This is a genomic window from Gottschalkia purinilytica (genome assembly GCF_001190785.1).
GTDB lineage: Bacteria > Bacillota > Clostridia > Tissierellales > Gottschalkiaceae > Gottschalkia_A > Gottschalkia_A purinilytica.
In genome coordinates this window covers 86,885-101,745 of the sequence record NZ_LGSS01000005.1, presented here as the reverse complement: position 1 = coordinate 101,745, position 14,861 = coordinate 86,885, and the positions used below count along the sequence as shown (strand labels likewise).

General features: G+C 29.0%; 15 protein-coding genes. All 15 read right to left on the bottom strand.

The window, feature by feature from the left end; translation table 11 throughout:
• Window positions 1-167: 167 nt before the first annotated feature.
• A complete protein-coding gene (gene ylqF / locus CLPU_RS06705; RefSeq protein ID WP_050354889.1) occupies window positions 168-1,019 on the bottom strand; it encodes a ribosome biogenesis GTPase YlqF in 852 nt (283 codons plus the stop codon).
• A gap of 193 nt (window positions 1,020-1,212) precedes the next feature.
• The gene (gene rplS / locus CLPU_RS06700; protein WP_050354888.1) at window positions 1,213-1,557 is read right to left on the bottom strand and encodes a 50S ribosomal protein L19; all 345 of its coding nucleotides are present in this window, start codon (window positions 1,555-1,557) and stop codon (window positions 1,213-1,215) included.
• Window positions 1,558-1,656: 99 nt separating this feature from the next.
• Window positions 1,657-2,394 (bottom strand): tRNA (guanosine(37)-N1)-methyltransferase TrmD, encoded by a 738-nt coding sequence (trmD, locus tag CLPU_RS06695; RefSeq protein ID WP_050354887.1) that lies wholly within the window; start codon window positions 2,392-2,394, stop codon window positions 1,657-1,659.
• Window positions 2,394-2,891 carry a ribosome maturation factor RimM gene (gene rimM / locus CLPU_RS06690; protein ID WP_050354886.1) on the bottom strand — a complete coding sequence of 166 codons (498 nt, stop codon included), beginning with the start codon at window positions 2,889-2,891 and terminating at the stop codon, window positions 2,394-2,396. The genes trmD and rimM overlap by 1 nt, the downstream gene beginning before the upstream one ends.
• Before the next feature lie 116 nt (window positions 2,892-3,007).
• Window positions 3,008-3,238 (bottom strand): KH domain-containing protein, encoded by a 231-nt coding sequence (locus CLPU_RS06685; protein ID WP_050354885.1) that lies wholly within the window; start codon window positions 3,236-3,238, stop codon window positions 3,008-3,010.
• Between the two features lie 23 nt (window positions 3,239-3,261).
• Window positions 3,262-3,534 carry a 30S ribosomal protein S16 gene (gene rpsP, locus CLPU_RS06680; protein ID WP_050354884.1) on the bottom strand — a complete coding sequence of 91 codons (273 nt, stop codon included), beginning with the start codon at window positions 3,532-3,534 and terminating at the stop codon, window positions 3,262-3,264.
• 29 nt (window positions 3,535-3,563) lie between these two features.
• Entirely contained in the window at window positions 3,564-4,907 is a 1,344-nt protein-coding gene (gene ffh / locus CLPU_RS06675) for a signal recognition particle protein (protein WP_050354883.1), read from the bottom strand.
• The gene (gene ylxM / locus CLPU_RS06670) at window positions 4,907-5,287 is read right to left on the bottom strand and encodes a YlxM family DNA-binding protein (RefSeq protein WP_050354882.1); all 381 of its coding nucleotides are present in this window, start codon (window positions 5,285-5,287) and stop codon (window positions 4,907-4,909) included. The genes ffh and ylxM overlap by 1 nt, the downstream gene beginning before the upstream one ends.
• Window positions 5,288-5,393: 106 nt before the next feature.
• Window positions 5,394-6,665 (bottom strand): signal recognition particle-docking protein FtsY, encoded by a 1,272-nt coding sequence (ftsY, locus tag CLPU_RS06665; protein ID WP_050354881.1) that lies wholly within the window; start codon window positions 6,663-6,665, stop codon window positions 5,394-5,396.
• An 11-nt stretch (window positions 6,666-6,676) separates the two neighbouring features.
• The gene (gene smc / locus CLPU_RS06660) at window positions 6,677-10,258 is read right to left on the bottom strand and encodes a chromosome segregation protein SMC (protein WP_050354880.1); all 3,582 of its coding nucleotides are present in this window, start codon (window positions 10,256-10,258) and stop codon (window positions 6,677-6,679) included.
• Between the two features lie 30 nt (window positions 10,259-10,288).
• Entirely contained in the window at window positions 10,289-11,383 is a 1,095-nt protein-coding gene (locus CLPU_RS06655) for an elongator complex protein 3 (protein ID WP_050354879.1), read from the bottom strand.
• Window positions 11,373-12,107, bottom strand: a complete 735-nt coding sequence (gene rnc / locus CLPU_RS06650) for a ribonuclease III (RefSeq protein WP_050354878.1) — start codon at window positions 12,105-12,107, stop codon at window positions 11,373-11,375. The genes CLPU_RS06655 and rnc overlap by 11 nt, the downstream gene beginning before the upstream one ends.
• Window positions 12,108-12,469: 362 nt before the next feature.
• Window positions 12,470-13,708, bottom strand: a complete 1,239-nt coding sequence (gene fabF / locus CLPU_RS06645; RefSeq protein ID WP_050354877.1) for a beta-ketoacyl-ACP synthase II — start codon at window positions 13,706-13,708, stop codon at window positions 12,470-12,472.
• 133 nt (window positions 13,709-13,841) lie between these two features.
• Complete coding sequence (acpP, locus tag CLPU_RS06640; RefSeq protein WP_082154111.1) at window positions 13,842-14,069, bottom strand: acyl carrier protein; 228 nt, start codon at window positions 14,067-14,069, stop codon at window positions 13,842-13,844.
• Window positions 14,070-14,116: 47 nt separating this feature from the next.
• Window positions 14,117-14,860, bottom strand: coding sequence for a 3-oxoacyl-[acyl-carrier-protein] reductase (gene fabG / locus CLPU_RS06635; protein WP_050354876.1), 744 nt, complete (start codon window positions 14,858-14,860; stop codon window positions 14,117-14,119).
• Between the last annotated feature and the right edge of the window lies 1 nt (window position 14,861).

The window sequence follows — 14,861 nt, the reverse complement described above, 5'->3', positions numbered from 1 at the left end:
TATATTAATTTTAAATAAAATACAAGTGTACTGATATTAAATATTAAAAAATATTTAAAGAAAGATGTCTTAGAATAGAAAATAAAATCTAATTCTTAGACATCTTTCTTTATAAAAATAATCAATTTTGTTAGTAATAAATAAAAGGTGCTATGTAAAGCACTTCATTAGTCTTCTTGTGGATAGTCAAGAGTTATTCTTCCCATTACACCTTTTCTAAATTCATCTAATATAAGATTGCTAACTCTAGTATAATCTACCTCTCCACCCTTTAATATGCACATTCTTTTTTCCGCTATAGATTCCATTATTTCTAATGGTGTTTTTTCACTAGTTTCTATGTCATATCTATTTTCTATTAATGATTTGTCTATACTATGTAACTTTTCTATTAATTTCAATGCTAATGTTTCTGTATCTAATATTTCATCTCTTATAGCACCTGTAAATGCTAATTTTAAAGCTACATTTTCATCATCAAATTTTGGCCATAGTATACCTGGTGTATCTAAAAGCTCTATATCTCCTTTTAACTTTATCCATTGCTTTCCCTTAGTAACTCCTGGTCTATTTCCTGTTTTAGCTCCTTTTCTACCTGCCAATGAGTTTATAAGAGTAGATTTACCAACATTAGGTACCCCTACAATCATAGCTCTAACACTAGTACTTTTTATTCCCTTTTTTTGTTTCTGTTTCATTTTTTCTTCTAATACATTATTTATCTTCTTTATAATTTTTTCTGTTCCCATGTTATTTATAGCATTAATAAAAACAACTGGGACATTTTGTTTTTTGTAGTATTCTTCCCATGCTTTATTTCCTGCTTCACTACTTAAATCACTTTTGTTCATTACTACTACTCTTGGCTTATTGTTCACTATTTTATCAATATCAGGATTTTTACTGCTGATAGGTATCCTAGAGTCTAATAACTCTATAACAATATCAACTAATTTCAAACTACTTTGTAGTAGCTCTCTTGTTTTTTTCATATGGCCAGGATACCAATTAATATTCATCTTATCACCATCCTAAGTTTTTTTCATATCCATACTATATTTTTAGCATTATTTATAGAATAATATCATAAATTCAATACATCTATAACAATAATATTTACAAAGTTATTCATTATTATAAAACTTTATAATATTATTTATAAGTTTCTTACTAAACAAATATTGGGACTGTAAACAGTCCCAATACCATAAATTAATTCATTTTTTCTTTTACTTTAGCGGCTTTTCCTACTCTACTTCTTAAGTAGTTAAGTTTAGCTCTTCTTACTTTACCTCTTCTTGTTACAACAAGTTTTTCAATTTTAGGTGAGTGTAAAGAAAAAGTTCTTTCAACACCTACTCCAGAAGCAAGTCTTCTTACTGTGAAAGTAGCTCCAACTCCGCCACCTTGCTTTTTAAGTACAGTACCTTCAAAAACTTGTATTCTTTCTCTGTTTCCTTCTTTAATTCTGTAGTGTACTTGAACAGTATCTCCTGTATTAAACTCAGGAATTTCTTGTTTAATTTGTTCTTGTTCTATTAACTTGATGATATCCATTATATCATCCTCCCTTCTTCTTAGACGTTCTTATCTTTTTGATAGAGGAACGCCCGTTTACCACAAGTAATTATAGCATATATCTACATTAAAAACAACTTATTTTTTAATATTATTGCTACTATTTATCTTACTTAGTATTTTTTGTTCTTCTTCACTAATATTTTTATTATCCAATAAATCTGGTCTATTTAAGAGTGTTGTTTTTATAGATTGTTGTATTCTCCATTCTTCTATTTTCTTATGATTTCCTGAAAGTAATACTTCTGGAACTTCATGCCCATTAAATACCCTAGGTCTTGTATATTGAGGATACTCTAACAATCCATCATAATGTGACTCTAACATAAAGGATTCTTCTGTAGACAAAACACCTGGAATAAGTCTCACTACTGAATCTATTATAACCATAGATGGAATTTCTCCACCTGTAAGAACATAGTCTCCTATAGATATCTCATCTGTAATATAGTTTTCTATTATCCTATTATCTATACCTTCGTAATGTCCACAAATTAAAACAATATGTTCCTCTTCTGAGAGCTCATTTGCCATGCTTTGATTATATACTTTTCCTTTAGGACTTAAGTATATTATCCTACTATTTTCTTTTTTAACACTTTTAATAGCTTCATATATAGGTTCTGGCTTCATTACCATACCAGGTCCTCCACCAAAAGGATAATCATCTACCCTTTTATGTTTGTCTTCAGAAAAATCTCTTATGTTTATATAATCTATTGATACTTTTTCATTTTCTATAGCTTTTCCTATTATGCTAGTATTCATAGTTTCATGAAACATTTCCGGAAATAAAGTTAAAACATCTATCTTCATTATATCAATCCTTCTAGAAGTTCAATTATCATCTTTTTCTCATCTATATCAATAGATTTCACTACATCTTTAATAGCAGGGATTAGATATTCATTGCTTCCTTCTTTAACAACATAAACATCATTTGCTCCTGGTTGAAGAACATCTTTTATTTCTCCTAAGTATTCACCTTCACTAGTATAAACTTTAATACCAATTATCTCATAAATAAAGTAAGAATCTTTTGGTAAATCCACAGCGTCTTTTTTATCTATATATAAAAGTAAATCTTTAAACTTTATTACCTTATTTATATCATCATATCCTTTGAACCTAAGCATAACAAATCCTTTATTGTACCAAACCTTAGATATTTCTATTTCTAATTTTTCTTCACCCACAAATACAGATTTAAGTTTTTCAAATCTTGTCATATCATCTGTTAGAGGAAGTATCTTAATATCACCTTTTACACCATGTGTATTTACTATTTTTCCAACTTGTATATAGTTATCCATATAACACCCACCAATGATTTATATAATTTATTATAGACTGATGTTGGTTTTTTAAACTATTGAGATACTTAAAAAGGGACTAGATAGCCTAATCCCCTTGATAGTCAATTTATAAGTTATTGAATAATTTCAACAACAACTCTTTTATTTTCTTTGATTGCTGCTGCCTTTACTAAAGTTCTAATAGCTTTAGCAATTCTACCTTGCTTTCCAATGATTTTTCCCATATCTTCTGGGGCTACCTTTAGTTCTACAATTATTGATTGTGTTCCTTCTACTTCATTTACTTGAACTTCTTCTGGGTTATCAACAAGTGCTTTTGCAAGCATTTCTACCAATTCACCCATGTATTTCACCCCCTGAAAGGCAATTACTCAGCTTTTTTAGCTTCTTCAAATTTTTCGTAAATTCCATTATTTTTGAATAAAGAACTTACTGTATCAGTTGGTTTTGCACCACTCTTAAGCCATTTTACAGCTTTTTCATCAGAGATTTTTACTTCTTTCGGTTCTGATATAGGGTTGTAATATCCTATCTCTTCTATGAACTTACCATCTCTTGGTGAACGAGAATCTGCAACTACTATTCTATAGAAAGGTTTCTTTTTTGATCCCATTCTTGTTAATCTGATCTTTACTGCCATGTTTTCACCTCCTTATAAAGACATCTAATCTATTTAAAAAATGGAAGGCTAAATCTTCCTTTTTTCTTCATAGTCTTTTCCATATCACCTATCTTCTTGATCATCTTTCTAGTCTCTTTAAATTGCTTAAGCATTTTATTTACATCTTGTATAGTAGTTCCACTACCCCTAGCAATTCTTTTTCTTCTACTTCCATCTATCATAGAAGGATTTTTTCTTTCTTCTTTCGTCATAGACTGAATAATTGCTTCTACACGAACGAATTCTTTTTCATCTACATTTAAGTTTTTAAGTTGTTTAGAGTTCATGCCTGGTATCATTTGTAGTATTTCATTCATAGAACCCAAACTTTTTACTTGTTGTAATTGTTCTAAATAATCATCAAAAGTAAATTCTTGACTTCTAAGTTTCTTCTCAAGTTCCATAGCCTTTTCAGCATCAAAGTTAGCTTGAGCTTTTTCAATTAAACTTAGAACATCGCCCATTCCTAGTATCCTAGATGCCATTCTGTCTGGATGGAATGTTTCTAATTGATCTAATTTTTCTCCCATACCTACAAACTTAATAGGCTTATCAGTAACTGCCCTTATAGATAAAGCAGCTCCACCTCTAGCGTCACCATCTAGTTTAGTAAGTACAACTCCATTTACATTTAATTTCTCATTAAAGTTTTCTGCAACAGTAACTGCATCTTGTCCTGTCATTGCATCTACTACCAATAATATTTCATTTGGGTTAACTTCTTGTTTTATATTTTCAAGCTCTTCCATAAGCTCTTCATCTATATGAAGTCTACCTGCTGTATCTATTATAATTACATCATTTCCATTTTTCTTACCATGCTCTATAGCCGCTTTAGCTATATTCACAGGGTTTTGCTTATCTCCCATGCTAAATACAGGTATTTCTAGTTTACTACCAACTACTTCTAACTGTTTTATGGCTGCAGGTCTATATATATCACACGCTACCAATAAAGGAAATTTTCCTTTTTTCTTAAGTAGTCCACCTAATTTACCTGCCGTAGTTGTCTTACCTGCCCCTTGTAGTCCACACATCATTATAATCGTAGGAGGATTTGATGAAAATTCTATTTTGCTTTCAGTACCTCCCATAAGATTAGTTAGTTCTTCATTAACTATCTTAATAACCTGTTGTGCAGGTGTAAGACTTCCCATAACTTCTTGCCCAATTGATCTCTCTTTTACAGTACTAACAAATTTCTTAACTACTCTAAAGTTAACATCAGCTTCTAAAAGAGCTAGTTTTACTTCTCTCATAGCTACATCTACATCTTTTTCAGAAAGCTTCCCTTTGCTTTTAAGTTTGTCTAAAGCACCTTGAAGCTTCTTAGCCAAACCTTCAAAAACCATTATTTACCCTCCTGGCTAATTTCTAGTATATCCGTAATAATCTCTTCTACTTTCTCTATATTTCTTTTTATGTTCTTAGAGTTTAAAATTCGAGATTCCACTTCAATTTCCTTCACAACTTCCAATATATCTTTTATCTTTCGTCTATTCTCATTAAACTTTTTTACTAAACCAAGAGTCTCTTCATAAGAATATAACTTATTTTCTGCTCTTTTTAGAGTGTCGTGAACACCTTGTCTACTTATATTCAAGTGTTCACCTATCTCACTTAAAGACAAATCATGTATATAATACAGTTCTATAGCTGTATATTGTTTTTCACTTAAAAGTTTTCCATAAAAATCAAATAAAATTCCTACTTCAATAACTTTTTCAAACATATTCATCACCAACAAATCAGTGTAAAGTTATCTACTTGACAGTAGTATTCTATAATACATTTATTAATTTGTCAATTATTTTTATAACTTTTTATATGATTTTTTATCATTCTGAATCAAATATTGCATTTACAAAGTTTTCTGCATTAAAATCCTGTAAATCATTTATGCTTTCACCAACACCTACAAGCTTAACTGGAACATTTAGTTCAGACTGAACAGCAACAACTACTCCACCTTTTGCAGTTCCATCTAGTTTTGTTAAAACTATTCCAGTAATATCACACGCCTCTTTAAATGTCTTTGCTTGAAGAACAGCATTCTGTCCAGTTGTAGCATCAACTACTAAAAGAACTTCTCTTTTAGCTTCTGGATATTCTCTTTCAACTACTCTAAATATTTTATTCAGCTCATTCATTAAATTTTTCTTATTATGAAGTCTTCCAGCAGTATCACATATTAAAACATCTACCTTACGAGCTTTAGCAGATTGTATACCATCATATATTACTGCTGCAGGATCAGCTCCCTCTTGATGAGATATAATCTCTACACCTGATCTATTAGCCCATTCATCTAATTGTTCTATAGCTGCCGCTCTAAAAGTATCTCCAGCAGCTATCATAACTTTTTTTCCCTCTTGTTTTAATCTAGATGAAAGTTTTCCTATTGTAGTAGTCTTTCCTGCTCCATTTACCCCTACAACTAGTATAATAGCTGGTGAAGGTTCTATATTTAGTTTTGAATTTGAATCCCCTTGAGTCAACACTTCTCTTATTTCTTCTTTTAAGATATCTTTAATATCATTAACTTCAGTTATTTTTCTTTCTTTTATTTTTTGCTTTACTTTTTCAATTATATCTAAAGTAGTATTTACACCTATATCAGCAGTTATAAGTGCTTCCTCTAAGTCCTCAAATAATTCTTCATCTATCTTTTTGTACGAACCTAAAATGCCATCAACTTTTTCTGTTATTCCTTTTCTTGTTTTTTCTAGTCCACTTTTTAAACGACTAAAAAATCCTTTTTTCTCAGTTTCAATTTTTTCTTTTGCTTCTTCCTCAGTTTGTTCATTAATTTCTTCTATTTTATCAGTATCTATACTAGTTTCTTCTTTCACTGACTCTTCTTTTATTTCTTCTTCCACTATTTTTTCATATAATTTTGTTTCATCATTATTTTCTTTTATAGTTTCTTCTAAATCATTTTCTTGTGTTACTTCTTCTTTCACAGTATTATCTAACTTTTCTTCTATATCTTCATTTGTTTCTATATCAGCCTCTATTTCACTAGACTCTATTTCTTCCTTATCTATATCTATTTGTTGTAGTTCTTCTTCTTTCTTCTTTTTTCCCCAGCCAAAAATCTTTTTAAACATTTCGTAGCCTCCTAACTTGCTTCTTCACCTAGTTTTTCAGATAGTTTTACAGATACCAACTTACTTATTCCATGTTCCTCCATAGTGACTCCATATAAAGAATCTACAGACTCCATTGTTCCTTTTCTATGAGTTATAACTATAAATTGAGTTTCTTTTGAAAACTCTTTTAGATATTCAGCATATCTATAAACATTAGCATCATCCAAAGCAGCTTCTATCTCATCTAGTATACAGAATGGAGTTGGTTTAGTTTTTAATATAGCAAATAAAAGTGCTATAGCTGTTAAAGCTCTTTCTCCTCCTGATAATAGTGAAAGACTTTGAAGTTTTTTTCCTGGTGGTTGAGCTATTATTTCTATCCCACTTGTAAGAACATTTTCTTCATCTTGCAAATATATATCAGCTTTTCCACCACCAAATAGTTTTTCAAACACTTCAACAAAATGCTTTCGTATAACCTTAAAATTCTCTGTAAACTGTTCTTTCATTTTTACATCCATGTCTTTGATAACTATATTTAAAGATTCTTTTGCTTCTATTAAATCATCTCTTTGAGTTACCATAAATTCATGTCTCTCATTTACTCTTTTGTATTCTTCTATAGCATCTAGATTTATATTTCCTAGTGATTTCACTTTATTTTTCAATGTTCTTACTTCATTCTGAACTTTAGTTACATTCTCCACTTCTTCTCTATGACTTAATGCCATTTGATAAGACATTTCATATTCTTCCCACATTTTATTATTATAATTTTCTAATTGTACATTATACTTTTCATATTTTAACTCTAAAGTATTCATACTTTTTTGTAATTCATTTATTGTAGCATTCATTTCTTTTAAGTTTTCTTGTTCATTATAAAAAGACTGTACAAAGTTATTTTTATCATTTTTTATATCATTTAACTTTAAATCATAGTCTCTAAGAGTATCATTAAGATTATTTCTATCTCTTATAAGCTCTTCTAATTTGACATTCATTTCATTTATCTCTTTTATACTATTTTCTTTTTCAAGAGTTTTTACTTGTATAGAATTCTCAGATTTTTGTTTTTCTAATTCTAATCTTTGAAGAGATTCTGTTATGTTTTTAAGCTCTTGCTCAAAAGAAGCAGCTTTTATTTTTATATCAGTAATATCTTTTGAAATAGTATCTCTTTTTTTCTTTTCATCTTCAAAGTGTTTCGTATATTCATCTATGCTATTTTGAGTAATATCATTATCTTTTTTTAGATTCTCTAGATCTTCCTCTAATTTTTTCACGTCATTTATTACATTATTATTTTCTTCTGATAATTGTTTGTCTTCTGAAAGATATTTTTCTATTAATATCTCATTCTTATTCTTATTATCATAGTTCTGACTTTGTTTGTTTTCTATTCTAGCTAAATTTAAGTTAAGTTCATTTATACTATTATCTATTTTTAACAAACTATTATCTATACTTGCTATTTCAGACTCATTCATTCTTAGTTTGTCCGACATTAGTGTATATTCATTTTTTAGTTTTTCTATCTGTTCTTCTAATTCTTTTATTTGTCTTTCTCTACCTAGAATATTTGTACTTCCTGTTTTATAACTTCCTCCTGTCATGGATCCACCAGGATTCAAAACATCCCCATCAAGTGAAACTATTTTTATAGAATGATTACTTCTTTTAGATATCTTAATTCCATCGTCAATATTATTAACTATAAGAACTCTTCCTAATAGATATTCAAATATATTTTTATAATCATTATCAAATTTTATAAGCTGTGAAGCAATACCTATAGCACCATTTTCTTCGCATAAATTCTTATCATTAGCACTTAGCCCTCTACTTGATATAGATGACATTGGAAGAAATGTTATCCTACCTAAATTATATTTTTTAAGATAGTTTATTGCATTTTTAGCATCTTCTTGAGTTTCTGTAACTATATTTTGAAGAAAAGATCCTAAAGCAACTTCTATTGCTTTTTCATATTTTTTATCTACACTTATTAACTCAGCAACTACACCTCTTACACCTTTACCTAAATCATTATTTCTTTTACAAGCTATTAGAAAGTTTTTGACACTTTTATAATATCCTTCATATTCATTTTTCATTTCATTTAAAAGTCTATAATTTGAAGATTTCCCTTGAATATTTTCTCTTATTCCATTAATTTGAACTTGTAAATTTTGAAGTTCTTGTATCTTTTTATTTTTTTCATTAATTGTATTGTTTTTTGAAGTTATAAAATTTTGTATCTTATTTCTAGTTTCATTTATTTCTTTATTAGTTTCCTCAATTTCTTTATCTATATGTTTTTGTTGTATATCCATATCTTCTAATTCTTTTTTTATTTGATTCATTCTTTTTTCTATACTTTGTTTAAAGGATAGCATACTATTTATTCTACTTTTTTTATCTGACATAAGATTTAGAATTTGGATAATATCACTTTTCTTTTCATCTATATATTTTTCTTTATCACGTATATTTTTAAGTATTTCCTCTAATTCCTTATTCTTATCATTTAATTTTAAGTTGAGATTATTGACACTAGAGTCTATTTCTTTTTTATTTTCACTCACTATTTCCTTCTGACTTAATATATCATTAATTGTTTTTCCTAAAGATATAATTTCTTCTTCGTATCTTTCAACTTCTTTTTTCAGATATATTATTTTTTCTTTAAACAGTTTTATTTCTCCGTCTTGTTTTTCACTTTTACTTTGAGTATCATATTTAAGGGTTTGAATTTTTTCTATATTAAAGTCCATCTTTTTTATTTCTTCTTGACCTTGATTATATTTTATCTCTAATTTACTTCTTTTTTCTTCATTGTGACTCAGTTGATCTTCTATTAATTTTCTCTGTGCTTCTATATGCCCAAGTTCCTCTTTTAATCTATCTATTTCTCTGATAAAGAGACTTACCTCTAATTTCTTTAAAGCTTCTGATAGCTCTTTAAATTTCTCTGCTTTTTCAGACTGCTGTTTAAGTGGTCCCAACTGATTTTCTAGTTCACTTACTATATCATCTATTCTAAGTAAATTTTCTTTAGTTTTTTCTAATTTCTTTTCTGCTTCTTCTTTTCTTGTTTTATACTTTACTATTCCAGCAGCTTCTTCAAATATATTTCTTCTGTCTTCTGACTTTGAACTTAGTATTTCATCTATTCTACCTTGTCCTATTATTGAATATCCATCTTTTCCAACTCCTGTATCCATAAAAAGCTCTTTTATGTCCTTAAGTCTGCAAGAATTTTTATTTATATAATATTCACTCTCACCAGATCTAAATACTCTTCTAGTAACGCAAACTTCTGAATACTCAACTGGTAGCTTTTTATCTTTATTATCTAATACAAGTGTAACCTCAGCATATCCTAGTGGTTTTCTTTTAGATGTTCCTGAAAATATAACATCTTCCATCTTACTTCCTCTAAGGTTTTTAACACTTTGTTCTCCTAGAACCCATCTTACTGAGTCAGATATATTACTTTTTCCACTTCCATTAGGCCCTACTACCCCAGTTACTCCTCCTTCAAAATCTATCTCTATTTTTTGTGCGAATGATTTAAACCCCTGTATTTCTAGTCTTTTTAGGAACAAGTTAATACACCTCTTCCATTTCTTTTTTATTTAATTTAATTTTAACAAATCTCTTTGTTTTAGATAGTTATTTATATATTTTTTTCTATCTATTTTATAGCTTTTGTTATTAGTTTGTATATAGAAATAATCTTTTGGTATATTATCTCCTTTTATCAAAATCTTTTTTAAATTAAAAGTTTCTTTTAAAAAATCAATATTTGATGATCTTTGACCTGCTAAATTAGATATTTCCTTATTACCTATTAATATCTTAATTTCTCTAGTATGAGTATTTATGTCTTTTAACACTTCTGACATTATATGTCTATATATATTTGATTCCACAAGTTGTCTAAATGATGAATGAAAAGGTCCTGATACTATTTCTTTACCTTCAGCTACATTATCACTAGGCTGAAGTCCTATTCTAATAACTTTAATATTATAATTTTCAAATATCATTAATACATCTGTAGCAATACTTACTGCCTCCTCTAATGTTAAAGGCTTGTACTCTCCGTTTAAATATTGCTTTTCAAGATAAGTATCTGTTATAACAAGAGTAGGATATATTCTAACAAAATCTGGATGTAGACTTAATAATTCATAAGTAGTATATAATATTTTTTCTCTTGTATCTTTAGGAAGTCCCATCATCATCTGTAATCCTAAATAGAAATCATATTCTCTTATTAATTTTACTGCCTTTCTAACATCGTCCGATGTATGCCCTCTATAACTTTTTTCAAGAACTTCTTCATCCATAGACTGAACTCCAAGCTCTATAATATCTACTCCATGATCTTTCAGTAATAAAAGTCTCTCATCATCTATATAATCTGGTCTAGTAGAAAGCCTTATTCTATCTACTGTTCCCCTTTTTTTATACTCAAAAGCAATACTTAGAAGCTCCTTTTGAACATCACTTTCTATTCCTGTAAAGCTTCCTCCGTAAAATGCGATTTCTAGCTTTTCATTACTTTGTGGTATTGTTTGCAAATAAGTTTCTATTATTTCTTTCACATCATCTTTTGTAATATTCGTACTTACCCCTGTTATCTTTCTTTGATTGCAAAACACACAATCATGAGGACATCCTGTATGAGGAACAAATATTGGTATTATATGATATCTAGTACTCATTTTTCACACCCATTTTCGTTAAAGCTATCTTTGCCGCATTCTGTTCAGCTTCTTTTTTACTCTTACCTATTCCCTTACCTAAAATTTTATTTTCTATAGAAACTTCTGTATGGAATATCTTATTATGATCTGGACCTTCTTCTAATACAACTTTATACTCTATTTTACACTTACTTTTCTTCTGTAGCATTTCTTGAAGTTGTGTTTTATAATCTATAAAAAGTTCTCCTCCATTAACAGCATTTTCTATTACAGGTGATAGATATTTTAGCGTAAATTCCTTAGCATTTTTTAATTTACCATCAAGATATATGGCTCCTATTAATGCCTCAAAAGCATCAGCTAATATAGATACCCTTTCTCTACCACCTGTAGCTTCTTCTCCTTTTCCTAAAAGAAGATATTTTCCCAAATTTATTTTTCTTCCTATAAATGATAATGAAGGTTCACAAACTACTGTAGCTCTTAATTTAGTTAAATCTCCTTCAGGATAGTTAGGATATTTGATAAAAATATATTCACTTACTATTAATCCTAATATTGAATCTCCTAAAAACTCTAGTCTCTCATTATACACTATTTTTTGTTTTTTATGTTCATTAGCATAAGAACTATGAGTAAGTGCCCAGTTTAATAATTCTATATCTTTAAATTTATATCCTATCTTTGACTGTATCTCTTGCAAAAAATTCATTCTTTCTTCGTTTACATTACAAGTATTCATATATTACCCCCGAATTTACCGTTAGTGTGGTGATAATATTGTAGATACTTTAAAATGCTTTAAAGAACCTACAATATCATCATATTATAAGTTTACTATATTTAATAAAATTGTTTAAGCATATTTTAAAATATTTCTTGTTTATTTTGTTTTTGAAAAATACTCATATATCTTATATATTGGATATTTTATATAATTTTATGTATAACTTTTAAATTTAAAATGATTTATAAACTATTTCAACATTGAAAATAAGCTTTTCTAACTTTGCATTCTATATTTGTTATATATTGTTTTATTAATTTATTCTACTTAAAAAGTTAAGACTAGATGATCTTAACAAAACACATCTAGCCTTTAACCTACTCATATTTTCCAATTATTAAAGTAGCATTATGTCCCCCAAATCCAAGTGAATTTGAAAGTGCATATCTAACTTTTCCCTTAATTCCTTTATTCGGAATATAATCTAAATCACATTCCTCATCTTTAGTTGTATAATTTATAGTTGGTGGCATGTAGTCTTCACTTACAGCTAAAGCACAAACACATCCCTCAACTCCACCAGCAGCTCCTAAAAGATGCCCTGTCATTGACTTAGTGGAGCTTACTTTTAATTTATAAGCATGTTCTTTAAATACTTCTTTAATAGCTATTGTTTCAAATTTGTCATTATAGTAAGTAGACGTTCCATGTGCATTTATATAGTCCACTTCTTCAGGCTTTATGTTAGCATCTCGTAAGGCCATTTTCATAGCTCTTACAGCACCTTCTCCATTATCAGCAGGAGTAGTTATATGATGAGCATCTGATGTTACCCCATATCCAACTACTTCTCCATATATTTTAGCGCCTCTGTTTAGTGCATGATCCAATTCTTCTAAAATTAATATTCCTGCTCCTTCTCCCATAACAAATCCATCTCTGTCTTTATCAAATGGTCTACTAGCTTCTGTTGGATTCTCATTATTTGTAGATAGTGTCTTAGCAGCAGCAAAACCTGCTAAAGATACTGATGTTATAGGAGCCTCTGTTCCACCTGATATTATAATATCGGCATCTCCTCTTTGTATAACTTTAAAAGCATCACCAATAGAGTTTGTAGAAGAAGCACATGCTGTTACTATAGTTTCATTTACTCCTTTTGCTCCAAACATTATAGATACCTGTCCTGCAGCCATATTTCCTATCATCATAGGTATTAGAAACGGACTTACTCTTTTTGGTCCCTTATCTAATAATCTCTTATACTGCTCTTCGAGTGTCTCTATACCACCTATACCAGAACCAAGCATAACCCCGAATCTTTCTTTATCAATGCTTTCAACATCTAAGTCAGCATCCTCAATAGCAAGCTTACTTGCTGCTACAGCATACTGTGTATATCTATCCATCTTTTTTATTTCTCTTTTATCTATATAATCTTCAGGGTTAAAGTTTTTTATCTCACCAGCTATAGTTGTTGTAAATCCTTCAGTATCAAATCTAGTTATAGTATCAATTCCACTTTTTCCTTCTAAAAGTGAATTGTAGAATTCTTCTTTGCCTATACCAATAGGACTTATAACCCCTATACCTGTTATAACTACTCTTTTTTGCATATCTAACCCCCTAAGCTTATTTTATTTATTTTAGTATATTTAAAAACTTAATGTTATAATTTCAGTATATCTTAAGATTAATTAATCTATTTTAAGGTCCCGATATACGGGACCTTTTAAGTACTTTCAATTATTATGCATTGTTTTGAATATAGTCAACTGCATCCTTTACAATTGAAATCTTTTCAGCTTCTTCATCTGGTATTTCTATATCAAACTCATCTTCAATAGCCATTATAAGTTCAACAACATCTAATGAATCAGCTTCTAAATCATCTTGAAAAGATGATTCTAGTTTTATTTCATCTTCAGAAACATCTAATTGTTCTGCGATTAGCTTTTTAATTTTTTCAAATACCATAATTTTACACCTCCTTCCACAGTACATTATATTATATTAAATTTCTTTTAAATTAACAATCCACCATCCACAACTAGAACCTGACCTGTAATATATTTAGACATATCACTTGCTAAAAATGCAACAGCATTTGCTACATCTTCTGGTTCTCCTAATTTTCCAAGTGGAATGCTTTTTAAGTACTCATCTATTATTTTATCTGATAACTTACCTGTCATATCTGTTTCTATAAATCCAGGAGCAATAGCATTCACCCTTACATTTTTCTTTGCAACTTCTTTAGCTAGAGACTTTGTAAACCCTATAACTCCAGCCTTAGATGCCGAATAGTTACATTGTCCTGCATTTCCTGATACTCCTACAATAGAAGCAACATTGATTATACTACAATCTCTTTGTTTAATCATACTTCTTATTAAGCTTTTAGTAACATTAAAAGTTCCTTTTAAGTTTATATTAATAACATCGTCCCACTCATTTTCTGTCATTCTTAATAATAAGTTATCTTTAGTTATTCCCGCATTGTTTACTAATATATCTATTTTAGAAAATTCATTTAATGACTCAGAAACTAAATTACTTGCTTCTTCTATATTAGAAATATCTGCCTTTATAACTAAAGCTCTTCTTCCTAAGTTTTCTATTTCTTCTTTAACTTTAAGAGCTTGGTCTTCACTGCTAGAATAGTTTATAACTATATCAGCTCCTAATTCTGCTAACTTAATAGCTATAGCTCTACCTAATCCTCTAGACCCTCCAGTAACTAAGGCCACTTTACCTTGTAAGTTCATC

Bases quoted from the DNA above. Each gene is read 5' to 3' on its own strand.
- ylqF (WP_050354889.1), bottom strand. From the start codon at position 1,019: ATGAATATTAATTGGTATCCTGGCCATATGAAAAAAACAAGAGAGCTA.
- trmD (WP_050354887.1), bottom strand. From the start codon at position 2,394: ATGAAGATAGATGTTTTAACTTTATTTCCGGAAATGTTTCATGAAACT.
- ffh (WP_050354883.1), bottom strand. From the start codon at position 4,907: ATGGTTTTTGAAGGTTTGGCTAAGAAGCTTCAAGGTGCTTTAGACAAA.
- rplS (WP_050354888.1), bottom strand. From the start codon at position 1,557: ATGGATATCATCAAGTTAATAGAACAAGAACAAATTAAACAAGAAATT.
- rimM (WP_050354886.1), bottom strand. From the start codon at position 2,891: ATGGATAACTATATACAAGTTGGAAAAATAGTAAATACACATGGTGTA.
- rnc (WP_050354878.1), bottom strand. From the start codon at position 12,107: ATGAATACTTGTAATGTAAACGAAGAAAGAATGAATTTTTTGCAAGAG.
- CLPU_RS06685 (WP_050354885.1), bottom strand. From the start codon at position 3,238: ATGGGTGAATTGGTAGAAATGCTTGCAAAAGCACTTGTTGATAACCCA.
- CLPU_RS06655 (WP_050354879.1), bottom strand. From the start codon at position 11,383: ATGAGTACTAGATATCATATAATACCAATATTTGTTCCTCATACAGGA.
- ylxM (WP_050354882.1), bottom strand. From the start codon at position 5,287: ATGTTTGAAAAAGTTATTGAAGTAGGAATTTTATTTGATTTTTATGGA.
- acpP (WP_082154111.1), bottom strand. From the start codon at position 14,069: ATGGTATTTGAAAAAATTAAAAAGCTAATCGCAGAACAATTAGATGTT.
- fabG (WP_050354876.1), bottom strand. From the start codon at position 14,860: ATGAACTTACAAGGTAAAGTGGCCTTAGTTACTGGAGGGTCTAGAGGA.
- fabF (WP_050354877.1), bottom strand. From the start codon at position 13,708: ATGCAAAAAAGAGTAGTTATAACAGGTATAGGGGTTATAAGTCCTATT.
- rpsP (WP_050354884.1), bottom strand. From the start codon at position 3,534: ATGGCAGTAAAGATCAGATTAACAAGAATGGGATCAAAAAAGAAACCT.
- ftsY (WP_050354881.1), bottom strand. From the start codon at position 6,665: ATGTTTAAAAAGATTTTTGGCTGGGGAAAAAAGAAGAAAGAAGAAGAA.